General features: G+C 71.7%; 23 protein-coding genes. 8 read left to right on the top strand and 15 right to left on the bottom strand.

The window, feature by feature from the left end; all coding sequences use genetic code 11:
* Positions 1-154: 154 nt before the first annotated feature.
* Positions 155-724: a zinc-binding alcohol dehydrogenase gene (locus AAD528_RS11575; RefSeq protein ID WP_345752232.1), complete on the top strand. Its 570-nt coding sequence runs from the start codon at positions 155-157 to the stop codon at positions 722-724.
* Positions 725-730: 6 nt separating this feature from the next.
* Here the strand turns inward: AAD528_RS11575 and AAD528_RS11570 are convergent, their stop codons facing one another.
* From AAD528_RS11570 to AAD528_RS11555, 4 genes are read right to left on the bottom strand one after another with little or no spacing between them, the layout of a single operon-like run.
* Complete coding sequence (locus AAD528_RS11570; protein ID WP_345752231.1) at positions 731-1,066, bottom strand: potassium transporter Trk; 336 nt, start codon at positions 1,064-1,066, stop codon at positions 731-733.
* Between the two features lie 58 nt (positions 1,067-1,124).
* A complete protein-coding gene (locus AAD528_RS11565; RefSeq protein WP_345752230.1) occupies positions 1,125-1,496 on the bottom strand; it encodes a sterol carrier family protein in 372 nt (123 codons plus the stop codon).
* 9 nt (positions 1,497-1,505) lie between these two features.
* Entirely contained in the window at positions 1,506-2,483 is a 978-nt protein-coding gene (locus tag AAD528_RS11560) for a cation efflux transmembrane domain-containing protein (RefSeq protein ID WP_345752229.1), read from the bottom strand.
* Positions 2,480-2,962: a type 2 periplasmic-binding domain-containing protein gene (locus AAD528_RS11555; protein WP_345752228.1), complete on the bottom strand. Its 483-nt coding sequence runs from the start codon at positions 2,960-2,962 to the stop codon at positions 2,480-2,482. Before AAD528_RS11555 ends, AAD528_RS11560 begins: the two co-directional genes overlap by 4 nt.
* A gap of 90 nt (positions 2,963-3,052) precedes the next feature.
* Between AAD528_RS11555 and purD the strand changes: the two genes are divergently transcribed.
* Positions 3,053-4,318, top strand: coding sequence for a phosphoribosylamine--glycine ligase (gene purD, locus AAD528_RS11550; RefSeq protein ID WP_345752227.1), 1,266 nt, complete (start codon positions 3,053-3,055; stop codon positions 4,316-4,318).
* A 59-nt stretch (positions 4,319-4,377) separates the two neighbouring features.
* Here the strand turns inward: purD and AAD528_RS11545 are convergent, their stop codons facing one another.
* Both AAD528_RS11545 and AAD528_RS11540 read right to left on the bottom strand, forming a co-directional pair.
* The gene (locus AAD528_RS11545; protein WP_345752226.1) at positions 4,378-5,082 is read right to left on the bottom strand and encodes a response regulator; all 705 of its coding nucleotides are present in this window, start codon (positions 5,080-5,082) and stop codon (positions 4,378-4,380) included.
* A gap of 32 nt (positions 5,083-5,114) precedes the next feature.
* The gene (locus AAD528_RS11540; RefSeq protein ID WP_345752225.1) at positions 5,115-6,377 is read right to left on the bottom strand and encodes a sensor histidine kinase; all 1,263 of its coding nucleotides are present in this window, start codon (positions 6,375-6,377) and stop codon (positions 5,115-5,117) included.
* 221 nt (positions 6,378-6,598) lie between these two features.
* Here AAD528_RS11540 and AAD528_RS11535 point away from each other — a divergent pair, with 221 nt between their 5' ends.
* Positions 6,599-7,303 (top strand): DUF4352 domain-containing protein, encoded by a 705-nt coding sequence (locus AAD528_RS11535; RefSeq protein ID WP_345752224.1) that lies wholly within the window; start codon positions 6,599-6,601, stop codon positions 7,301-7,303.
* Between the two features lie 384 nt (positions 7,304-7,687).
* Entirely contained in the window at positions 7,688-8,566 is an 879-nt protein-coding gene (locus AAD528_RS11530) for a phosphoribosylaminoimidazolesuccinocarboxamide synthase (RefSeq protein ID WP_345752223.1), read from the top strand.
* A 78-nt stretch (positions 8,567-8,644) separates the two neighbouring features.
* Here AAD528_RS11530 and AAD528_RS11525 read toward each other — a convergent pair whose 3' ends face one another.
* Entirely contained in the window at positions 8,645-10,261 is a 1,617-nt protein-coding gene (locus AAD528_RS11525) for a tannase/feruloyl esterase family alpha/beta hydrolase (protein ID WP_345752222.1), read from the bottom strand.
* Between the two features lie 255 nt (positions 10,262-10,516).
* Here AAD528_RS11525 and AAD528_RS11520 point away from each other — a divergent pair, with 255 nt between their 5' ends.
* The 3 genes from AAD528_RS11520 to AAD528_RS11510 all read left to right on the top strand — a co-directional run bounded on the left by AAD528_RS11520 (position 10,517) and on the right by AAD528_RS11510 (position 12,800).
* Entirely contained in the window at positions 10,517-11,839 is a 1,323-nt protein-coding gene (locus tag AAD528_RS11520) for a uracil-xanthine permease family protein (protein ID WP_345752221.1), read from the top strand.
* A 160-nt stretch (positions 11,840-11,999) separates the two neighbouring features.
* Positions 12,000-12,353, top strand: coding sequence for an iron chaperone (locus AAD528_RS11515; protein WP_345752220.1), 354 nt, complete (start codon positions 12,000-12,002; stop codon positions 12,351-12,353).
* A 3-nt stretch (positions 12,354-12,356) separates the two neighbouring features.
* A complete protein-coding gene (locus AAD528_RS11510) occupies positions 12,357-12,800 on the top strand; it encodes a VOC family protein (protein WP_345752219.1) in 444 nt (147 codons plus the stop codon).
* An 81-nt stretch (positions 12,801-12,881) separates the two neighbouring features.
* Here the strand turns inward: AAD528_RS11510 and AAD528_RS11505 are convergent, their stop codons facing one another.
* Together AAD528_RS11505 and AAD528_RS11500 are read right to left on the bottom strand one after the other, a co-directional pair.
* Entirely contained in the window at positions 12,882-13,445 is a 564-nt protein-coding gene (locus AAD528_RS11505) for a TetR/AcrR family transcriptional regulator (protein ID WP_345752218.1), read from the bottom strand.
* A gap of 24 nt (positions 13,446-13,469) precedes the next feature.
* On the bottom strand, positions 13,470-14,393 hold the full coding sequence (locus AAD528_RS11500; RefSeq protein ID WP_345752217.1) for an SDR family oxidoreductase: 924 nt from the start codon (positions 14,391-14,393) through the stop codon (positions 13,470-13,472).
* Positions 14,394-14,532: 139 nt separating this feature from the next.
* On the opposite strand from AAD528_RS11500, the gene AAD528_RS11495 reads away from it, so the two are divergent.
* Entirely contained in the window at positions 14,533-14,922 is a 390-nt protein-coding gene (locus AAD528_RS11495; protein WP_345752216.1) for a VOC family protein, read from the top strand.
* Between the two features lie 2 nt (positions 14,923-14,924).
* On the opposite strand, the gene AAD528_RS11490 is transcribed toward AAD528_RS11495, so the two are convergent.
* From AAD528_RS11490 to AAD528_RS11465, 6 genes are all read right to left on the bottom strand, one after another.
* Entirely contained in the window at positions 14,925-15,284 is a 360-nt protein-coding gene (locus AAD528_RS11490) for a PLD nuclease N-terminal domain-containing protein (protein ID WP_345752215.1), read from the bottom strand.
* Positions 15,285-15,353: 69 nt separating this feature from the next.
* Positions 15,354-16,403 carry a LacI family DNA-binding transcriptional regulator gene (locus tag AAD528_RS11485; RefSeq protein ID WP_345752214.1) on the bottom strand — a complete coding sequence of 350 codons (1,050 nt, stop codon included), beginning with the start codon at positions 16,401-16,403 and terminating at the stop codon, positions 15,354-15,356.
* A gap of 7 nt (positions 16,404-16,410) precedes the next feature.
* The gene (locus AAD528_RS11480; RefSeq protein ID WP_345752213.1) at positions 16,411-17,880 is read right to left on the bottom strand and encodes a glycoside hydrolase family 1 protein; all 1,470 of its coding nucleotides are present in this window, start codon (positions 17,878-17,880) and stop codon (positions 16,411-16,413) included.
* A gap of 58 nt (positions 17,881-17,938) precedes the next feature.
* Complete coding sequence (locus tag AAD528_RS11475) at positions 17,939-18,865, bottom strand: carbohydrate ABC transporter permease (protein WP_345752292.1); 927 nt, start codon at positions 18,863-18,865, stop codon at positions 17,939-17,941.
* Positions 18,866-18,870: 5 nt separating this feature from the next.
* The gene (locus AAD528_RS11470) at positions 18,871-19,887 is read right to left on the bottom strand and encodes a carbohydrate ABC transporter permease (RefSeq protein ID WP_345752212.1); all 1,017 of its coding nucleotides are present in this window, start codon (positions 19,885-19,887) and stop codon (positions 18,871-18,873) included.
* Between the two features lie 107 nt (positions 19,888-19,994).
* Positions 19,995-21,317 carry an ABC transporter substrate-binding protein gene (locus AAD528_RS11465; RefSeq protein ID WP_345752211.1) on the bottom strand — a complete coding sequence of 441 codons (1,323 nt, stop codon included), beginning with the start codon at positions 21,315-21,317 and terminating at the stop codon, positions 19,995-19,997.
* Positions 21,318-21,344 lie beyond the last annotated feature (27 nt).

The raw sequence follows: 21,344 nt of genomic DNA, 5'->3' as shown, positions 1-21,344 counted from the left end.
GCCGCTCACGGCTGCATGCGCTGTCGCAGGCTCCATCGAGGGCGTGAGGTGGCGGACGCACCCGCGTCCGCACGCTCGCTGCGCTCGCACGTGTGGGCGCCGAAGACCCCGTCGGGAACCTGACCCCCGCGCCGGCGTGAGGATAATGAAGTCCATGACGGCAACCGACTGGCACGTCCGCGAGGACTGCGGCCCCTCGGTGCTCGTCGCGCTGTACCTGCGCCAGGCGCTGGGCGTGCGCCATCCCGACGAGCTGCCGCAGCTGCGCGGCGTCGAGCGCGGCGGGGAGGCGAGCGACGGCGTCGAGCGGCTGTGGCGCCGCTACTGGGACATGACCGTCGAGCCCGAGGCGCATCCCTCCCCCGTGCCGCTCGAGCTGGTCGAGGGATTCGGCACGCACGTGGCGCTGCCCGCCTACGCCGGCGCGCTCCGCGACGCCGCCGCGCCGCACGGTGCGCAGGCGCTGGCCTACGCGCACGACGCGGCCGTCCGGTACGACCGGATGCGCCGCTCGTATCGCGGCTATGCCGGCGCGGTCGTCGAGTTCGAGCGGCGCGCGGGCCGCCGGGCGCACGACTTCCGCCTCGATGTGCAGGTGCTGCCGCTCGCGCAGCGCGGCATCTGGTGGATCGGATCGCTCACGGTCGCGGTGTCCGACAGCCTGCGCGGCGACGTCGCGGCGTTCGACGCCGCGATGCAGCCGATCCTGCGCGAGCTCGGCTGATCCGGATCAGTCGGTCTCGACGACCGTCTCGTGCACGGCCGATACCCGACGCGTGCGGCGTCCGAGCGTCCACTCGAGCAGGAGCGCGACGATCATCGCCAGCAGGATGCCCGCGGGCACGCACCACAGCAGGATGAAGCCGAACGCCTGCGACGGCGAGTAGACGACCTCGGTGAAGGGGCTGGGCTCGCTCGTGCCGTCGAAGGCGGTCGCGAGGATCATCGCCACCACGATCCCGAAGGCCGCGCCGACCCCGGCGAACACGCCGTAACGGGGCGAGCGACGCACGGAGACCTGCTCGGAGACGAGCTGATCGTCGGGGACACCGGCGTGCGAGGACATGGTGCTCATCATCCCACCGCTTCCTGAATGGGGGTCGTGCGTCCGCCCCATTTCGGCCCTACGGACGCAGCGGCAGCACCCCCGCGAGATCGGCCCGCACGCCCGACGCGTGCACGCGCCCGGAGGCCGCCGCCTCGCCCCACGACAGGGATCCGGTGGCCAGATCGATCCAGGTCTGCGGATCCATCTCCACGACGTTCGGCGGCGTGCCGCGCGTGTGCCGGGGGCCCTGGATCACCTGGGCCGCCCCGAACGGCGGCACGCGCACCTCGACGCTGTTGCCGGGCGCCTTCTCGGCCAGCAGCTGCAGCAGGTAGCGCACGGATGTCGCGTGCGCGGTGCGGGGCGGCCTCTCGCCCGCGGCGACGGCGGCCGCGACCGCGGCGAGCGCGCCGCGTCCGTCACCCGTCTCGATCCTGCGCGCGGCCATCGGTCCAGACTAGGACGAGTCGACCCGGGCCATGGCCTCCTCCGGGAGCGAGGTGACCGGGATCACGACGACGTCCTGCATCTTCCAGTCGAGGTCGATGATGCGCCGCTGCAGGCGCTCGAGCTGCGCGACGTCGACGCGGCCGCGCCGCAGCACCACGAAGGCCTCCACGTGCAGCACCTGCCCGAGGTCGCGCACGCGCACCGCCGCATCCGCCACGCCCCGCGCGCCGCGCAGCAGCCGCAGGACGTCCGCGACGAGCGGGTGCACGGCCTTCTCGTCGTACGTGGTGGCGCGCTTGTCGATCAGGTCCTCGACCGCCGTGACGGTGTTGCGCCAGCCATCCCACAGGATGCCCACCGAGATGAACAGGGCGGCCGCGTAGTCGAGCCACCACACGCCGAGGCCCACGCCGCCGACACCCACGATGGAGGCGACCGTGGTCTGCCAGTCGGCCTTCGCCATGTCCGCGTCGGCGTGCAGCAGCTTGTTGTGCAGCGGGCCCGCGAGCTTCGCCTTGTAGCGCCCGTAGAACAGCGGCCCGACGACGATGAGCGCCATCACCGCCATCATCAGCCAGCCGAGCCAGATGGTCTGGCCGAACAGGTTCACGGTGCCGATCGTGGGGTGCTCGCCGCGGATGAACCCGACGACCGCCTCGACCGCCAGGTTGCCGCCCACGATCAGCAGCGCCACGCCCGCCACGAGGTGGCCCACGCCCATGGCGCGGTGCATGCCGAACGGGAAGTTCCGGGTGGGGCGGCGCCGGATGAAGATGAGCGCCGTGAGGAACGCGATCTGCGGCAGCAGCGAGAGCATGTCCTCGATCCATGCCGTGCGCATCGCCTGCGAGCTGCCGACGACCAGCGCGATGAGCGCGATCGTGACCGTGGTGTAGCAGATCGTGAAGACCTCGATGCCGACGGCTCTGCGCAGCGCCTCCGCCTGCCGCTGCGGCAGGTCGGTGCGGCCGAACCGCGTCTTCATCCGCTCACCCGCCCGTCGAGGAACGTCTCGAGCGCGCTGACGAAGCGGTTCTCCCCCAGGCGCGCGAGCATGACGACGGGCCGGTCGCCCTCGACGCCGGGCAGATCCGGGAAGGAGCGCGTGACCGCGGCCTTGTCGAGCCACGGGGTCTGGTCGGTCATGCCGCCGATCGCGAGGTCGAGGTCACCCTCCTCGAGCGCCGTCACCAGACTCTCCTCGCTGCCGACGGTCCAGGCCACGTCGGCGTCGATCGAGGCCGCGAACTCCTCCACCAGGTCGGGCAGCGGGCCGGTCACGCGATCGCCGTCCACCTCCACACGGCCGGCGTCGGACGATGCCCCCACCCTCAGCTCGCCGCCGGCGGCCCGATCGAGCGTGCCGTCCGGATCCGTCGGGATCCGGATCGCGCATCCGCTCACGAGCGCGCCGACGAGCACGAGCGCCGCCACGGCGCCGGCCACCCGCTGCTGCCTGCCCACGGATCCGACCGTACCCACGCCGCGCCGCGCACGCGGGAGCCTTGCCGCCCGGAGCGTTCCCCGATATGGCGGCCTCGATAGGCTGGGCGCGTGAAGATCCTGGTCCTCGGCTCCGGCGCGCGCGAGCACGCCCTCGTTCTCGCGCTGCGCTCCGAGGAGGCGGGCCACGAGCTGCTCGCGGCCCCCGGCAACGCGGGAATCGCGCGCGTCGCGACCCTCGTCGAGGTCGACATGGTCGATCCGGTCGCCGTCGCCTCGTTCGCGATCGATCAGGCGGTGGATCTCGTGATCGTGGGGCCCGAGGCCCCTCTGATCGCGGGGGTCGCGGACGAGCTGCGCGAGCGGGGCATCCCGGTGTTCGGCCCGGGCCGCGCCGCGGCGCAGCTGGAGGGCTCGAAGGCCTTCGCGAAGCGGATCATGTCGGCGGCCGGCGTGCCCACCGGCCGCGCCACGCATGCCCGCACCGCCGCCGAGGTCGCCGACGCGCTCGACGCGCTCGGGGCGCCGTATGTCGTCAAGGCCGACGGCCTCGCCGCCGGCAAGGGCGTCATCGTCACGGAGGACCGCGCGGCCGCGCTTGCCCACGCCGAGACCTACCTGCCGACCGGGCCCGTCCTGATCGAGGAGTTCCTGTCCGGCCCCGAGGTGTCGCTGTTCTTCCTGAGCGACGGCGACGCCGTGCGCGCCCTGAGCCCCGCGCAGGACTACAAGCGCGCGCTCGACGGCGACGCCGGGCCGAACACGGGCGGCATGGGCGCGTATTCGCCGCTGCCGTGGCTCGCCGAGCAGTTCGGCTCGGAGGACGAGTTCGTCGCGCACGTCACGGAGACGGTCGCGCTGCCGGTCGTCCGCCGCCTGGACGAGGAGGGCACGCCGTTCATCGGCCTGCTGTACGCCGGGCTCATCCTGACGCCGTCGGGCGTGCGCGTGATCGAGTTCAACGCCCGCTTCGGCGACCCCGAGACCCAGGTCGTGCTGCCGCGCCTGAAGACGCCGCTGTCGCGCCTGCTGCTGGCGGCCGCGACCGGCACGCTCGAGGACGAGCCCCGGCCGGAGTTCTCCCCCGATGTCGCCGTGACCGTGGTGCTCGCGAGCGAGGGCTACCCCGAGAAGCCCGAGACGGGCCGCGCGCTGAGCGGTCTGGACGAGGCCGACGCGGTCGAGGGCGTGCACATCGCCCACGCCGCGACGGCCGAATCGGACGGCGGCCTGATCGCCACGGGCGGTCGCGTGCTCAACGTCGTGGCGACCGCGCCCGACTTCCGCACCGCACGCGAGCGCGCGTACGAGGCGATCGGCCGCATCCGCCTCGAGGGCTCGCACCACCGCACGGATATCGCCGCGCGCGTCGAGTAGGGCTACCGGCGTCTGCGCCGCGGCAGGGTGCTCACGGCCGCCGCGACGTGGGCGGAGTGCTACCCGGAGGGGGTCTCGCCGGCCCTGTCGACGAGGATGCCGAGCTGCATCCGGTTGTCGAGTCCGAGCTTGGCCATCGCCTGCGCCAGGTGCGTCTTCATGGTCGATTCCGACACGTGCAGCGCCGCCGCGATCTCAGCGTTGCCGCCGCCCGTCGCGACAAGCCGCGCCGTCGCACGCTCTCGCTCCGTGAGGAGGTCCAGGCGCGCGATCGCATCCTGCCGCTGATCGGACCCGCTGACGCCCGTCGACCGCTCGATCACCGCGCGGGCGTAGCGCGGCGGGAGGATCGCGTCGCCGCGCGCGGCGGCCAGAACATCCTCGACCAGCTTCACCGGCCCGTCGCCCTTGAGGATGTAGCCGTCGCCGCCGGCCTCGAAGACGCGCAGCACCGTGTCGAGATCCACCATCGTCGTGAGCGCCACGACGCGCGTCTTCACCACGACGAGCACCTCGCGCGTGGCCTCGATGCCGTCCATGTCGGGCATCTGGAGGTCCATCAGCACGATGTCCGGGCGGGTGTGCCGGACGAACGCGACGGCCGCCGCTCCGCTGTCGACCGATCCGATCACCTCGATCTCGGGACGCAGATCCAGGATCGTCGCGACGGGCTCTCTCGTGTAGGGGTCGTCGTCGACGAGCAGCACGCGCACGGGGCGGTCATGCGCCGAGGCGGGGTCTTCCGCGAGGTGGTCCGTGAGCACCTCGCCACCCTAACGGCGACCACGGACACGGGTCAGACCGCGTCACCCCAGGGCAGGCTGACGTCGACGAGGAACTGGCCCTCGTGCGGACCGATCCACGCCCCGCCTCCGGCGGCGGCGGCGCGCTCGCGGATGCCGAGGATCCCGCTGCCGGATCCGGGGACGCCCGCCCCGCTCGCCGTCAGCGGATTGCTCACGCGGATCCGCACCCCGCGCTCGGGTGAGGCGTCGAAGGTCACGGAGACCCGCGCCCCCGGGGCGTGCTTGATCGCGTTCGTCAGGCTCTCCTGCAGGATCCGGTACGCGGACGCGTCCAGCTGGGCGCCGGCGCGGTCCGCACCCTCGACCATGACGTACGCGTCGATCCGATGTCCGGCCGCGCGCAGATCGTGGAGGAGCGCGCCGACGAGCCGGATCGAGGCGGGCGTCAGCGGCGTCTCGCCCACCTCCGAGCGCAGACCGCCGACGACGCCGCGCACGTCCTCGAGGGCGGCATGCACCTGTTCGCGCGCGATGCGCGCCCGGTCGGGATCGGGCGCGACGCCCGCGTTCGCCTGCGCCTCGAGGACGCCGAGGGTGAGCGCTGCCGACGAGAGCCGATGACCGAGACCGTCGTGCAGGTCCCGCGCGATGCGCTCACGCTCGGCCTGCCGCGCCACCTTCTCGCCGAGGCTCTCGGCCCGCAGGTGCTCGGTCGCGGCGGCGGACCGGCTCTGCGCCGCGTCCGCGGACGTGCGGCGGAAGGCGACGAGACCCGCGACCAGAGCCAGCGCGAGCACGGCGATGATCCATGGCGCGACCGTGCCGGTGAAGCCGGGGGCGCCATCCATGTCCTGCGAGCCCGTCCAGAGCAGCGCGGCGCCCCAGTCGGTCAGCACCTCCCGCAGGACGAACAGGAGCACGAGCCCGGACGCCGCACCGCCGATCGCCCACTGCCGCCGCGGCCAGCGCAGCGCGCAGTGGTACGCGCCGACCAGCAGCAGGACGTACGAGGTGCCGATGAGGGCCAGGACGGCGCCGGCGCTCGCCGTCACCAGCGGATGGCTCGCGCGGACGTACACGCTCAGCCAGGCGACGCCGGCCACGAGGCCCAGCATCACGCCGAGCCCTGTGATCTGGACGACGCGCTCACCCGCCGTGACGCCGAACTCCGCCGCACCCGGCACGTTCATCGCGCAGTAGAAGTCGACCAGGAATCCGATCACGAACACGCCTGTCGACCATCCGCCCGCCAGCACCTGAGCGAGGCGGCCGGGCTTCGCCGGCCGGACGGGCCTCGGGGTCGCGGTGCTCATGGATCGAGAGTAGGGCCGGCCGCGGACACTCCCCTCGGCCGATCGGCTCGGAGACTCCGTCCGATCGGTCAGCGCTGTGCGCCCGCTCAGCCGATCCGGAGCGGGCGGTACGCGGCGGAATCTGGGTTCACCGCCGGGGTCGCCATGGGCCTGTGCGGCCCCGGCGGCTCCGCGATCCCGCGGTATCGCCTCCACCTGACGACACACCAAGGAGCCCTCACATGTCGTTCGACAGCACGCAGCCCCCCGCCCCGCAGCACGATCAGGGGGTCGCCGGTCCTCCGGCGGCCCCCGACGCGCAGACCGAGAAGCGGAAGAAGCCGATCTTCAAGCGCTGGTGGTTGTGGGCGATCATCGTGGTGATCATCGCGATCGCCTGGCCGAAGGGCGGCGGATCGGACGCCCCCGCGTCCGATCCCGCCTCGTCCGACCAGGCCGCCTCCGAGCAGGACGAGCAGGCCGCCGAGCCGCCGGCCGACGAGGAGGAGGCGCCTGCCGACGAGGTTCCGGCCGTCACTCCGATCGGCACCGCCGCCGAGATCGGCAGCCTGTCGATCACGGTCACGCAGGTCGAGCCCGGCGTCCCCCAGGTCGGCGAGGAGATCGGCGGCACGCTGCTCGGCGAGAAGGCGCAGGGGCAGTTCGTGCTGATCCACGTCTCGGTCGAGAACGTGGGCACCGAAGCCGAGTCCTTCAGCGACATGAACGCCAAGGTGTACGACGCGCAGGACCGCGAGTTCGAGGCCAACAGCGCCGCCGGCATCTACATCGACGGCAATGACTCGCTGTTCGGCGAGATCAACCCGGGCAACACGCTGCAGGGCGTGCTGGTGTTCGACATCCCCGCCGACGCGAGCGCCGAGCGCCTCGAGTACAAGGGGGTGCTCGACTTCCTCGCCGATCCGGCGGTGTTCGCCCTGAAGTGAGCGCGGGGCCGGTCGCGGATCCCGATCCGCGACCGGCCTCGGCGTCCGGCGCCCGGGGCGCGACTTGCACCGGATCCCGGTATCCGGTGCAGCACCTCCTCGACTGACCCCGGCGCCGATCCGGCCTGCGCGAATGCGCCCACCGCACCCGCTCACGAAAGGCACACGATGGAAACCGCCACGCTTCTCAGCTGGACGTCCGTCGCATCGACAGCCTCATCGCCTGGGCCGTTCTGAACAGCCACTGATCCGAGACGCCCGAGCAGGCTGCGCGCCCTCAGATCACATCTGCGCGCATGCCTGCTCGGGTGGTCGGCACCTGTTCGGGTTGTTCGAGCGCCTCGCGCGGCTCGACCCGCCGTCCCTGGATGGGATGATGGGCCGGTGACAGTCGAGATCCCCGGATGGAAGCACGTGTACTCCGGCAAGGTGCGCGACCTGTATCGCCCCACTGATGACTCCGACCCGCGGATGCTCGTGGTCGCGAGCGACCGCGTGAGCGCGTTCGACCACGTCCTGTCCCCCGGCATCCCGGGCAAGGGCGAGCTGCTGACCACGCTGAGCCTGTGGTGGTTCGATCAGCTCGCGGGCGGCGACGGCGGCGGCGCGCCGGTCCCTAACCATCTGACCGGCGAGGGCGTCCCGGATCCGGTCGCCGGGCGATCCATGATCGTCCGCTCGCTCGACATGCTGCCGATCGAGTGCGTCGTCCGCGGCTATCTCACCGGGTCCGGCTGGGCCGAGTACCGGGAGCAGGGCACCGTGTGCGGGATCCCGCTGCCCGAGGGCCTGCAGGACGGCGACCGCCTGCCCGAGCCGATCTACACTCCGGCGTACAAGGCGCCGATGGGCGAGCACGACGAGAACATCTCGTTCGAGAAGACCGTCGAGTTCGTCGGCGCCGACCGGGCCGCGCAGCTGCGCGACGCGTCGCTCGGCATCTACCGCCGCGCGGCCGCGGCGGCCGAGGCGCACGGGCTGATCCTGGCGGACACCAAGTTCGAGTTCGGCACGGACGAGGCGGGCACGCTGCGCCTGGCCGACGAGGTGCTCACGAGCGACTCCTCCCGCTACTGGGACGCCGAGGCCTGGCGCACGGGCACGACGCCGAAGGAGCGGATGGCGAGCTTCGACAAGCAGATCGTGCGCGACTGGCTCGCCGCGAACTGGGACAAGCAGGGAACGCCGCCCGAGCTCCCCGCCGAGATCGTCGACCGCACGGTCGCGCGCTACCGCGAGCTGCTCGGCCGTCTCACGGCCTGAGGCCCGCCGCCGACTTGCCCCGAATCGACGTCTCTCGGGGTCCGGAGGCGTCAATTCGAGGCAAGCGTCCGCGTCGCGTCAGCCCCTGACGCAGCGGAACGCGCGCGCGTCGTCGACCGACCCCCGGCCCGTGTACTGCGGCCACGACGGGTACTCGCACATCGGCCGGGTGCGGTCGGCGTCCGGGTTCCCGTCCTGCGCGACGAGGCGGTCGGGATCGTCACCGCGCTCGACCCATTTCACGATCGCCCCCAGCGCGTCGTACTGCGCCGTGAAGACGCCCTGGCCGTGACCCCAGCCGGGCACCATGTAGAACTTCAGGAACCGGTCGAGCTTGCGCCCGAACTCGTGCTGCAGGCCCTCGTAGTACTGCACCGTGTTGTGCGGCGTGATGAAGTCGTCGATCGTCCCATGCGTCAGGATCACCTTGCCGCCGTAGGCCGCGAAGCGCTTCAGCGAGACGTCGGTGACATCCATGATCTCGCCGAGCTCCTGGATCCGCTCGACGTGATCCGCCGGATCGAATGTGTACGTGTCGTGTGCGGGATCGCCGTCCGAGACGCCGTAACGCGAGGTGGCGTCGAGCACCGAGAACTGCAGTCCCTGCGCGTAGGGGCCCGTTCCGAACCCCGCGAAGCCCTGGTACAGCGCGCCCTCGAGCAGCGCGCTCCTGGCGAAGATGCTGTTGCCCTCGATCTGGATGCCGAGGTCGTAGTCGGTGGTCATCTTCTCCACCGCCGCGATCTGCGAATCCGACAGGCAGTCGTCGCCGGCGTCGGCGCCGCCCGGGCAGCGGACCGTCTGGATGTCGAACGCCCTGTCGCAGCCGGCGACATCGCTGACGATCCCGTCCTCCGCCCGATCCAGCGGGTCGCACGTCGCGTAGACGGCGTCCGTCAGCGTCTTCACCTCCGCGGAGCTCATCCAGCCGGCGCCGCCGTCGATGAGCAGCGCGTCACGGAAGTTCACCGCGCCGATGTGCATCATCGTGACGTTGTACGCGGGGTAGTTCGCCACGACGCCGTCGTAGTCCTTCGGGTAGCGGGCGGCGGCGTCCAGCGCCTCGTGCCCGCCCTGCGAGCCGCCGATGAAGTAGGACCAGCGGGGCTCGGACCCGTACGCCTTGCGGATGATCGGCCAGGCGGCGTCGTGCGCCTTCTTCACCGACCACTGGCCGAAGTTCATGAGCAGCTCCGGATCGGTCTGGAACGAGCCGTCGAACCCGGCTCCGCCCTGGTGGCCGCCGTCGCTGCCGAGCGTCACCCAGCCCTGCTGCAGAGCGGTGCGCTGATCGGCGGGCTGTGCCGTGTACAGGCCCGTCGCGGTCACCAGCGAGCCATCGAATCCGCCGCCGCCGAATTGCAGCGCGCGGCTGTTCCAGCGCGCCGGCAGGTTCACGCGGAACTGCATGTCCTGCTCGGCGGAGACCGCGTGGATCCAGCCGGTGACGGCGCAGTACCCGTCCTGCCACGTGGCGGTCTCGACGACCGCTCCGCGGGTGGGCAGGTCCATCTTCCTGGCCGCGATGCCGAAGCCGGTCAGCGCCGCGCAGGACTGCGAGGTGAGACGGTCGGATCCGCCGCGGCCGCCGTGTCGGTCGTCGGCTCGGTCTGCGGGCATCGCCCCCGCGGTGAGGGCGAGGACGGCGGCGGCGGCGAGCGCCAGCGCCGCGGTCCTCCTGGACATGGTCTTCATCGAACGCTCCTTTGCGTGCTGATGACCGTGCGCGACGCCCCCTGCGGCCCCTCGCCCGCGACACGGCACCGGCCGATGGCCGGCAGGCATCACGGTAGACCCGGGCTCCGATGACCGGATAGAGCCCCGTGACGACGAAGCGGTCGCCCTTCCCACTCATCAGGACCCCGGCGGGGCTCGCGCCGTTCAGCGGCGCGAACCCCGTGGGGAAGTATCGTGGATCGATTGCCCTCCCGACCTCCCCGAAGGAGCCTCATGCCCCTGTGGACCCTCCACGGCAACGGCCGCACCGTCGAACCCGGTGCCGTCGTCGCGCCGAGCGAGCGCCTGAGCTGGCCCGCCACGATCGCGATGGGCGTGCAGCACGTCGTCGCCATGTTCGGCGCCACCTTCCTGGTGCCGACCATCACCGGCTTCCCGGTCTCGACCACGCTGCTGTTCAGCGGCCTCGGAACGCTGCTGTTCCTGCTGGTCACGAAGAATCGCCTGCCCAGTTACCTCGGCTCCTCCTTCGCGTTCATCGCCCCCGTCACGGCCGCGACCGCCTCCGCCGGGATGGGATCCGCGCTCGCGGGCATCGTCGCCGTCGGCGTGCTGCTCGCGCTCGTCGGCCTCGTCGTGCAGTTCGCCGGCCTCGGCTGGGTCGACGGGCTCATGCCCCCGGTGGTGGCCGGCGCCATCGTCGCGCTGATCGGCTTCAACCTCGCGCCCGTGGCGTGGACCAGCTTCTCGGGCGCCCCCGTCACGGCCACCGTGACGCTCGCCGCGGTGATCCTGTTCGCGGTGCTGTTCAAGGGCTTCCTCGGCCGGATCTCGATCTTCCTCGGCGTCATCGTGGGCTACGTGTTCGCCGCGATCACGGGCGAGCTCGACTTCACCGCAGTGGGTGAGGCCGCGTGGATCGGCCTGCCCGAGTTCCACCTGCCCGACTTCGCATCGGCCGGCACGTGGTCGGCCATCGCGATGTTCCTGCCGGTGGTGCTGGTGCTCGTCGCCGAGAACGTCGGCCACGTGCGCGGCGTCGCCACCATGACCGACAGCTCGGTCAACCAGCACACGGGCCGCGCGCTGATCGCCGACGGCGCCGCCACGACCCTCGCCGGCCTCGGCGGCGGATCGGGCACGACGACCTACGGCGAGAACATCGGCGTGATGGCCGCGACCCGCGTGTACTCGACGGCCGTGTACTGGGTCGCCGGCCTCGTCGCGATCCTGCTCGCGTTCTCCCCGAAGATCGGCGCGATCTTCAACTCGATCCCCGGCGGCGTGCTCGGCGGCGTGACCACCGCGCTGTACGGCCTGATCGGCATCATCGGCATCAAGATCTGGGTCGACAACCGCGTGGACTTCTCGCGCCCGGTGAACCAGTACACGGCCGCGGTCGCGCTCGTGATCGGCATCGCGCAATTCACCATGAAGTGGGACGGCTTCGAGCTGGGCGCGATCGTGATCGGCGCGGTCGCGGCACTCGTGATCTACCACCTCGGCAACCTGATCGCCCGCGCGCGCAGGACGGGCGCGGACGACGGCGGCCCGATCCCCGCGGTCGGCCCGCTCGGCGGCGACCCGCAGGACTGATTCGCTCGTTCGTCGGAGCCGGCGCCCGGTCGTCGGATCGCAGGGGCTGGTGTGCCGTCGCGCGGCACACCAGCCACTTCCGCATCACGGGTCCGACGACCGGGCGCGCGATCCGACGACTCGTCTGGAGGCGCCGGATCGCGGATGCCAGGATGGCCGCATGGGCACCGTGGACGACTACCTCGCCTCGCTCGACGAACCGGTGCGCGGGATGTTCGCCGCGATCCGCGACCGCGCGCTCGAGCTCGTGCCCGACGCGACGCAGGGCATCAGCTATGGCATGCCCGCGCTGCTGCACCGCGGCAAGGGTCTGCTCTCGACCATGCAGTCCAAGACCCACCTGTCGCTGTTCCCGTTCAGCGGATCCATTCCCGCCCAGGTCGAGGACCGGCTGGCCGGATTCTCGCTGTCGAAGGGCACGATCCGCTTCTCGGTCGACCGGCCGATCCCGCCCGACGTCGTGGACCGGATCATCCTGCTCCGCCGCGACGAGATCGACGCGAAGGCCGGCTGAGCCGTGCCCATCAAGCTGGAGAACGTCGGGATCGCCGTGCGCGACCTCGAGGCCGCCATCGCGTTCTTCACCGACCTCGGGCTCACGGTCCTCGGCCGCGACACGGTCAGCGGCGAGTGGGCCGACACCGCCGTGGGCCTCGACGGCAACCACGCGCGCATCGCGGTGCTGCAGACACCCGACGGCCACGGGCAGCTCGAGCTGTTCGAGTACCTCCATCCCGACGCGATCGAGACCGAGCCCACGCTGCCGAACGAGATCGGCATGCACCGCGTGGCGTTCTCGGTCGACGACATCGACACGGCGCTCGAGATCGCCGCACGCCACGGATGCCACCCGCTGCGCGGCGTCGCGAACTACCGGGACGCTTACAAGCTCACGTACCTCCGCGGCCCGAGCGGCATCCTCGTGATGCTCGCGCAGGACCTGACGAAGGCGGATCGATAGCCTCGTGCCAGCGTCGCGTGTCGGTGGCAGACCATGCCAGACGGCTGCGCGAGGCGGTGGCGGGCCTCGGCGGTCCCGCGGTCAGGGCGCGACGAGGCGGGCGACCGAGCGGCGCACGTCGGCGACGAGCGCGGACGGATCCGCCACGTCGCCGAGCACGCCCATCGCGGCGCCGTGGACGACCGCGAGCACCTGCGCGAGGAGGCGGTCGGCCGGCAGGGTGCCGTCGATGTCGGATCGGGACGCCTGCGCCGCCGCGAGGGCGGCGACCTTCGCGGCCGTGGACGAGGCGCCGGGCTCGAGCAGCGGCAGTCGGCCGGGGCGCTCGAGCACGTGCCACATCAGCAGCCGCGCGAGGTCCTGACGCTCGACGGTGAAGACGAACAGCCGCTCCGCGTACCCCGGCAGGTCCTCGGCGTCGAAGGGCACGGTGTCGAGCAGCTCGCCGATCCGCTCCGCCATCACCCGGTCGAACAGCTCGTCCTTGCTGCCGAAGTACGCGTAGATCCGCTGCTTGTTCGCACCGGCGCGCTCCGCGATCCGGTCCACGCGCGCGCCCGCGAGCCCGTGCGCCGCGAACTCCTCCCCCGCCGCGGCGAGGATCCGCTCGGCCGTCGGATTGAGGGCGGACGACGGATCGGGCATGCCTCTCACTCTAGGACGGCCGCGTCAGCGGGCCGGGGCGGCCGTTCCGGTGATCCGCTCGGCGACGGTCCACAGCCGGGCGGCCGTCGCGTCGTCGCGCATCCGCGCGTTCAGCCTCGCCGGCCCCGGGTCTCCCACGAGCCCCATCCTGCCGGTCGGGCCGTAGTAGCCGCCCTGCGTCGCCGCCGGATCCGCGGCTGCGAGCAGGATGGATCCCGCGCCCTCCTCCGGGAGCATCGACGGCAGGAAGGGGACGCCGCCCGACAGCGGCGTCCAGCGAGGCCGGTCGCGGCCGATGCTCGCGCCGGCGGTCTGCAGGTTGGTGCGCGTGAAGCCGGGGTGCGCCGCCGTCGAGCGCAGCCCCCAGCCGCGCTCGTCCGACATCCGCGCGAGGTGGCGTGCCAGGTGGAGGTCGGCGAGCTTGGATGCCGCGTAGGCCGCGATCGTGCTGTAGCGGCGGCGCTTCCAGTCGAGGTCGTCGAAGTCGATGCGGCCACGGTTCGCCATGCCCGAGCTCATGGTCGCCACGCGCGGCACGGGAGCGGCGAGCAGAAGCGGCAGGAGATGCGCGGTCAGGGCGAAGGGGCCGAGGAAGTTCGTGCCCCACTGCAGCTCGTGCCCGTCGGCGGTCTGGAGGCGCTGCGGCGTGGTCATCACGCCCGCGTTGTTCACGAGCGTGTCGAGGTGGGTGAGGTCGCGCGCGAGACCGTCGGCGAAGGCGGCGACCGAGGCGAGATCGGCGAGGTCGAGGATCCGCACCTCGGCGCGGGCGTCGGGCTCGGCGGCGAGGATCTCGCGCAGCGCGTCCGCGCCCTTGTCCGGGTTCCGGACCGCGAGGATGACGCGCGCGCCGGCGACCGCGAGTCTCTTGGCGGCCTCGCGTCCGGTGCCGGAGTTCGCGCCCGTGACGACGATGGTGCGGCCGGTCTGGTCGGGGACGGGGTACATGGGGCCTCCTGGAGTCCTGGACATGCCAACCAATTAGTTGGTTGGCATGTCCAGCATGCACTGCTCCGCCGCCTCCCGCAACCGGGCCGGTTCGCATTCGCCGCTACGCTCACGGGATGGTCGAGAGGAAGTGGCCGCGATGAGCGCGGGCCTGCACCACGTCGAGATCTGGATCGCGTCCGCCGTGCGGGCCGCGGCGGAGTGGGCGTGGCTGCTCGAGCGGCTCGGCTGGGTGCGCGACGGCGAGTGGCCGGGCGGGTTCACGTGGAGCGCCGGCGGCGCCTACCTCACCTTCACCGAGGCGCCGTCGCAGCGGGGCGGCCACGACCGGCGCCGCGAGGGGCTGAACCACCTCGCGTTCCGCGGCGGATCGCCCGCCGAGGTCGACCGGCTCGTGGCCGACGCGACCGACCACGGCTGGACCCCGCTGTATCAGGATCGCTATCCGCACGCCGGCGGGCCGGGTCACTACGCCGGCTGGCTCGAGAACGCCTCCGGGTTCAAGGCGGAGGTCGTCGCGGAGCGCTGAGCTCAGGCCTCGCCGCGCTCGGCGCGCCGGCGCGCGATCTCGGCGCGGAGGCGGTCGGCCTCGATCTCGCGCTCCAGGTCGGCGAGCTGCTGCTCGGTGCTGCGGGCGTCCATCCGGCGGTCGTCGACGATCCGGACCCTCGGCGCCGGGCGGGAGGCGGCGCCCGAGACGCGCACGGGGCGCTCGGGGTACTCGCGGCCCGCCGCCCACCAGACGATGCCGCCGACGATCGGGATCAGGACGGCCAGGAGGATCCACGCGATCTTCGACAGGTGCTTCACCTGTCCGTCGGGCCGGGTGATGATGTCGATCAGCGTGACGACGGAGAACGCCAGCACCAGCAGCGAGAAGACGAACGGCATGTCGTCACGCTATCGGCCGCCGGGGCACGGCGTCGAGGGCCGCCTCCGCCCCTCGACGACGGGCAGATTTCAGGCGGTCTCGCGGATGACGAGCTCCGCCTGCAGGATCGTCGCCTGCGGCGGCCTCTGACCCGCGAGGCGCGCCAGCAGCACGTCCGTCATGGCCTCGCCCTGCTCGCGTGAGGGCTGGTGCACGGTCGTCAGGCGCGGCGCGAGGTCGGTCGCAACCGGCGAGTCGTCGAAGCCGACGAGCGCGATGTCCTCGGGCACCCGGATGCCGCGCGCCTGCAGCAGGCCGAGCGCGCCGCGCGCCATCAGGTCGCTCGCGACGAACAGCGCGTCGGGCGGGTCGCCGGCGGCGAGGATGCGCGCCATCGCGGCCGCGCCGCCCTCGACCGTGAAGTCGCCGTTCTCGGCCGGGCCCGGCGCAAGCCCCGCTTCCTGCAGCACGTCGCGGAAGCCCTGCAGCCGGTCCGATCCCACGGGCATGTCCAGCGGGCCGGTGATCGTGGCGATCCGGCGGTGTCCGCGCTCGACGAGGTACCGGGTCGCGATCCGGCCGCCCTCGACGTTGTCGACGTCGACGAAGTAGTAGCCCGACTGATCCGCGACGAGCGGGCGACCGCCGAACACGACGGGCACCGCGCGGTGGATCCGCTCGAGGAACGTGTTCGAGGCGTGGTGCGAGACGATCAGCGCGCCGTCGACGTTGCCGCCGATCAGGTAGTTGGTCGTCTTGTCGCCGGGATCGCCCGAGGCGATGAACAGGTTCAGCAGGTAGTCGGACGACGACAGCCGACCGTTGATCCCGGTCACGATGGACGCGAAGAACGGGTCGCCGAAGAACCGGGTCGTGTCCTCGGGGACCACCAGCGCGATCGCGAGCGTCTGCCTGCTGGCGAGGGAGCGCGCCGCGCGGTTGGGCACGTAGTCCAGTTCGGCGATCGCGCGCTGCACCGACTCGAGCGCCGTCGGGCTCACGCGATCACCGCCGCCCAGCACGCGCGAGACCGTCGAGCGGGAGACCCCGGCGCGCGCCGCGACCTCCTCGATCGTCGTCGCGCTCGCACCCCGTGACGCGCTCTCCTGACGACCTGCGGTGGTGCGGGGGTGTTCCATCCGTCTCCTAGCCGAGGACCGGGGCGTCGACCGCCTCGGCGCCCGGCCTCTCGACCGAACGCGCCGCGATGATCCTGGCGTACTCCCTGCCGCTCGTCTTCACGGTGCGCACCTGCGTGTCGTAGTCGACGTGCACGATGCCGAAGCGCTTGGCGTACCCCCAGGCCCACTCGTAGTTGTCGAGCAGCGACCAGTAGAAGTATCCCCGAACGTCGGTGCCCGCGTCGATCGCGTCGAGCACGGCGGCCACGTGGCCGCGCACGAACTCCGCGCGCTCCACGTCGTACACCTCGCCGTCGACGAGGACGTCGTCGTACGCGGCGCCGTTCTCGGTGACGTACAGCGGCACGCCCGCGGCCGCGGCGTAATGGTCCGAGACGCGGTTCAGCAGCGCCGTGAGGCCGGCGAAGTCGACCTCCCAGTTCATGTTGGTGCGCTCGAGGCCCCGCTCCACCCAGTGCACGCCGTCCATGGCCGGGAACGGCGAGCCCTTCGGCCAGTCGGTCGGCGCCTCGCCCGTCGGCGCGGGGTCCGCGGGCAGGTGACCGGAGACGTACTCGCCGTGGTAGTAGTTCACGCCCAGGAAGTCGATCGGCGTCGAGGTGACCGCGAGGTCGCCCTCGCGCACCGCGGCCTCGAAGTCGGCCACGGCGTCGGCGTCGACCGCGCGGATGTCCTCGACCACGTCGGCCGGGTACGCGCCGCGGAAGATCGGCTCGAGGAACCAGCGGTTGAACTGGCCGTCGATGCGGCGCGCGGCGTCCTGATCGGACGGATCGGACGGATCCACCGGCTCGCCGTTCGTGAGGTTCAGCGTGATGCCGATCTCGAGCGAGGCGTCGCGGGCGCGCAGCTCCTGCGCGGTGCGGCCGTGCGAGAGCAGCAGGTGGTGCGAGGCCAGCAGGCCCTCGCGCACGCTCTGGTGGCCGGGCGCGTGCTCACCGCCGGTGTACGACAGGAAGGACGAGCACCACGGCTCGTTGTGCGTCGTCCACTTCGTGACCCGGTCGCCGAGGGCGTCGTGCACGGACAGCGCGTATTCGACGAAGCGGTCGACGGTGTCGCGCGACGTCCAGCCGCCCTTCTCCTCGAGCGACTGCGGCATGTCCCAGTGGTGCAGCGTCAGCCAGGGCAGGATGCCCGCGCCCAGCAGCTCGTCGACCAGCCGGCTGTAGAAGTCGATGCCCTTCGGGTTGACCGGACCGGCGTCGGGACGCACGCGCGACCACGACGTCGAGAAGCGGTACGTCTGCAGGCCGAGCTCCTTCATGAGCGCGACGTCCTCGCGGTACCGGTGGTAGTGATCCGTCGCGACATCGCCGGTGTCGCCGTTGATGACGGCACCGGGGATCCGGCTGAACCGGTCCCAGATCGACGCCGTGCGGCCGTCCTCGAAAGCGGCGCCCTCGATCTGGTAGGCGGCGGTGGCGGCGCCGAAGAGGAAGTCGGACGGGAACGTGCGGGGCGAAGTGGTCATACGTGTCTCTCTCGGTAGCGCGTCTCAGGCGCAGGATATGTCGCGGACGGGCGCGGCGTCAGCCCTTGACGGCGCCGGCCATGATTCCGCTGATGAGCTGCTTGCCGGCGACGACGAAGAGGATCAGCAGCGGGATCGTGGCCAGCACGGCGCCCGCGAGCACGATCGAGTAGTCCTTGTAGAAGCCCGACTGCAGGTTGCTGAGCGCGGTCTGCAACGTGGGGTTCTGGGGGCTCAGCACGAGCAGCGGCCAGAGGTAGTCGGTCCACGCGGTCATGAACGTGAACAGCCCCAGGATCGCCATGGCCGGGCGTGCGGCGGGGACGCCGACCGTGAGGAACGTGCGGAACTGGTTCGCACCGTCCATCCGGGCCGCCTCGATCAGCTCGTCCGGGATGGTGTCGACCAGGTACTGGCGCATGAAGAACACGCCGAACGCCGTCACGAGCGTCGGGACGATCACGGCGCCGATCGTGCCGGTCCAGCCGAACTGCCGCATCACCATGAACAGCGGGATGATGCCGAGCTGCGTCGGGATCGCGAGGGTCGCGATCACGAACACCATCAGCCCGTCGCGGCCGCGGAAGCGCAGCTTCGCGAAGGCGTAACCGGCGAGTGTGGAGAAGCACACGACGGAGATCGTGATGATGGCCGAGACCAGCACCGAGTTCAGCAGGGCGGTCCAGAACGGGATGGCGTCGAAGACCTTCGCGGCGTTCGCGAGGAAGTTGCCGCCGGGCAGCAGCGGCAGCGTCTCGGCGCGCGTCTGGTTCGTGCCGCTCGCCACCACGAACGACCACCACAGCGGGTAGGCGCTGCCGATGAGGAACGCGCTCAGCAGGCCGTAGGTCAGGAATCCGGGCCGGCTGCCGAGCCCGGCGACTCCGCCCTTGGCACGGCGGCGCGGGGGGCGCCCGACGGTCGACTCGGGCGCTCCGGTGACGATCGCGCGTGTCGAGTCGTGCGTCACGGTGCTGTCGGTCATGGGGCTCACTTGGCGGCCTCCTTTGCGGCGCGGCGGGCCCTGCGGTTCGGTCGCGCGCCGCCGCCGGTGGAGATGCGCCGCGAGAGGAAGAAGTTGATCAGGCCGATGCCGACGATCAGCAGGAACAGCAGCCAGGCGACGGCGGAGGCCTCGCCGAAGTTGCGCCGGAAGAACGCGAGCTCCCACATGAACAGCACGGTGGTCTGGAACTGGCGGTCGGATCCGCCGATGCCGCCCGCGTTCGAGACGTCGAGCAGTCGGGGCTCGGCGAAGATCTGGAGCCCGCCGATCGTCGCGGTGATGATCACGAAGATCAGCGTCGGGCGGATCGAGGGGATCGTGATGGAGAGGAAGCGGCGGACGCTGCCGGCGCCGTCGAGGGCGGCGGACTCGTAGAGATCGCGCGGCACGGCCTGCATGGCCGCGAGCAGGATCAGCGCGTTGTAGCCGGTCCAGCGGAAGTTCACCATGATCGCGACGGCCAGGTGGCTGAGGAAGCGATCGTGCTTCCACTGCTGGTCGGCGATGCCGATGAGGTTGAGGAGATTGTTGGCGAGGCCGTCGGCCTCGTTGAAGACGCTCGAGAAGATGAGCGCGACGGCGACGGGGGTCACCACGAACGGGAGCAGGACGCCCATGCGCCAGAACGTCGGCGCGCGCAGGCCCTGGTCGAGCAGGTAGGCCACGACGATCGCCACGAGCAGCTGCGGGATCGCCGAGAGCAGGAAGATGCTGACGGTGTTGAGGATCGAGTTCCAGAACATCCCGTCGGCGAGGATGGCGACGAAGTTGCCGAGGCCGACGAACTCGCCCTGACCCTTGAGCAGGTCCCACTCGTGCACCGAGACGAACGCGGTGTAGGCGAGCGGGAAGAGGCCGACGAGGGCGAAGAGGAGGAAGAAGGGCGACACGTAGAGGTACGGCGACGCCTTCAGATCGAAGCGCGAGAGCCTCTGCCGGAACGTGGGGCGCTCGGCCTGCACGTTCGAGCGGGTGCTCGACACGGGGGTCGTGGTGGTCATGGCTGACGTCCTGGGTCGGGTGCGTTGGGGGCGTCCGGGGGCGAGACGCCCCCAGCGGCGCGTGCCGGGACCGGAGCCCGGCCCCGGCACGCGCGCGATACGCGCTGTTACTTGACGTCGAGCTCGGTCATGAGCTTGAGCGCCTCGTCCCAGGCGCCGTCGGCGTCGAGCTCACCGCGGTCGAGCTTCTGCAGCGCCGGGCCGAAGACGTTCTCCTGGATGACCGAGTCGTCCGGGCCCTTGAACTGGGCCACGACGCCCTCGGCACGCGAGGCGAGGATGGCGCCGGTGGGCGATCCGTTGAAGAACTCGTTCGGCGTGGCCTCGTCCGCGAGCGTCTGCTGCGCCTCGACGGTCGAGGGGAAGTTGCCGGCCGCGGCCGACTGCTTGACCTGCTGCTCGGGCTGCGTCAGCCAGTCGGCGAGCTCGGCGGCCGCCTCCTTGTGCTGGCTGCTCTCGGGGATCGACAGCCAGGCGCCGCCCCAGTTGCCCGCGCCGCCGGGGAAGACGTCCGCGAAGTCCCAGCCGCTGGCGGCGTCGCCGCCCGCGCCCTCGATCGCGCCCTGCACCACGCCGAGCATCCAGCCGGGGCAGACGAACGTGGCGAACGTGTCGTCGATGAACGACTTGCCGCCGTTCCAGTCCCACGCGGCCTGCGCGGCCGACTGGCCGCCCTTGACGGCCTCGGCGAGGAGGTCGAAGTTCTCACGCAGCTCGTCGTTGCCCTCGACGTTGAGCTCGCCGTCCTTCGTGTAATAGCCCTCGGCCTGCTGGTTCACGATCGAGTTCCAGACGAAGCCGGAGTGGTCGAACCACGCCTTGCCGGTCTCGTCGGTGTACTCCTGGCCCACCTCGAAGTAGTGCGCCCAGTCGCCCTCGAGCAGCGAGGCGACCTCCTCGCGGTCGGTGGGCAGGCCCGCGGCCTCGAAGGCCTTGGTGCTGTAGCAGAGGCCCGTGGGGCCGATGTCGGTGCCGTAGCCGATCACGCGACCCGCGGCGTCGGTGCCCGCGGCGTACTTCCAGTCGACCCAGTCGGCCTTGCGGTCCTCGATGCCGAAGTCGCGCAGGTCAGCGAACTGGTCGGACACCTCCATGACGGCGCCGAGCCAGCCCTCCTCGATCGCGACGATGTCGGAGACGCCCGAGCCGGCGCCGAGCTTGGTGAACAGGTCGGTGCGGGCGTTGCCGCCCGTGTCGATGTTGGTGGCCTCGATCGTCACGTTCGGGTGCGCGTCCTCGTACTCCTTGTACAGGTCGTCGTAGCCGAAGGTGCCGAACGTGGTGATCGTCAGCGTGACGGGCTCGTCGGACGGCGCCGCGTCGCCGTCGGCGCCGCCGCTCGAGGCGGGCGCGCAGCCGGCCAGGGCGAGCGCCGAGACGGTGCCCGCCGCGGCGATGGCGCCGAGACGACGCCAGGTGTGTGCCTTCACAGTTCACTCCTTTGTGGTGGGGATTCA

The sequence above is a fragment of the Microbacterium rhizophilum genome (assembly GCF_039605615.1).
In the GTDB taxonomy this organism is placed as follows: domain Bacteria; phylum Actinomycetota; class Actinomycetes; order Actinomycetales; family Microbacteriaceae; genus Microbacterium; species Microbacterium rhizophilus.
This window is presented reverse-complemented; position numbering and strand designations above follow the sequence as displayed.

Bases quoted from the DNA above. Each gene is read 5' to 3' on its own strand.
- AAD528_RS11575 (WP_345752232.1), top strand. From the start codon at position 155: ATGACGGCAACCGACTGGCACGTCCGCGAGGACTGCGGCCCCTCGGTG.
- AAD528_RS11570 (WP_345752231.1), bottom strand. From the start codon at position 1,066: ATGTCCTCGCACGCCGGTGTCCCCGACGATCAGCTCGTCTCCGAGCAG.
- AAD528_RS11565 (WP_345752230.1), bottom strand. From the start codon at position 1,496: ATGGCCGCGCGCAGGATCGAGACGGGTGACGGACGCGGCGCGCTCGCC.
- AAD528_RS11560 (WP_345752229.1), bottom strand. From the start codon at position 2,483: ATGAAGACGCGGTTCGGCCGCACCGACCTGCCGCAGCGGCAGGCGGAG.
- AAD528_RS11540 (WP_345752225.1), bottom strand. From the start codon at position 6,377: ATGAGCACCGCGACCCCGAGGCCCGTCCGGCCGGCGAAGCCCGGCCGC.
- AAD528_RS11535 (WP_345752224.1), top strand. From the start codon at position 6,599: ATGTCGTTCGACAGCACGCAGCCCCCCGCCCCGCAGCACGATCAGGGG.
- AAD528_RS11525 (WP_345752222.1), bottom strand. From the start codon at position 10,261: ATGAAGACCATGTCCAGGAGGACCGCGGCGCTGGCGCTCGCCGCCGCC.
- AAD528_RS11520 (WP_345752221.1), top strand. From the start codon at position 10,517: ATGCCCCTGTGGACCCTCCACGGCAACGGCCGCACCGTCGAACCCGGT.
- AAD528_RS11515 (WP_345752220.1), top strand. From the start codon at position 12,000: ATGGGCACCGTGGACGACTACCTCGCCTCGCTCGACGAACCGGTGCGC.
- AAD528_RS11505 (WP_345752218.1), bottom strand. From the start codon at position 13,445: ATGCCCGATCCGTCGTCCGCCCTCAATCCGACGGCCGAGCGGATCCTC.
- AAD528_RS11500 (WP_345752217.1), bottom strand. From the start codon at position 14,393: ATGTACCCCGTCCCCGACCAGACCGGCCGCACCATCGTCGTCACGGGC.
- AAD528_RS11495 (WP_345752216.1), top strand. From the start codon at position 14,533: ATGAGCGCGGGCCTGCACCACGTCGAGATCTGGATCGCGTCCGCCGTG.
- AAD528_RS11490 (WP_345752215.1), bottom strand. From the start codon at position 15,284: ATGCCGTTCGTCTTCTCGCTGCTGGTGCTGGCGTTCTCCGTCGTCACG.
- AAD528_RS11485 (WP_345752214.1), bottom strand. From the start codon at position 16,403: ATGGAACACCCCCGCACCACCGCAGGTCGTCAGGAGAGCGCGTCACGG.
- AAD528_RS11480 (WP_345752213.1), bottom strand. From the start codon at position 17,880: ATGACCACTTCGCCCCGCACGTTCCCGTCCGACTTCCTCTTCGGCGCC.
- AAD528_RS11475 (WP_345752292.1), bottom strand. From the start codon at position 18,865: ATGACCGACAGCACCGTGACGCACGACTCGACACGCGCGATCGTCACC.
- AAD528_RS11470 (WP_345752212.1), bottom strand. From the start codon at position 19,887: ATGACCACCACGACCCCCGTGTCGAGCACCCGCTCGAACGTGCAGGCC.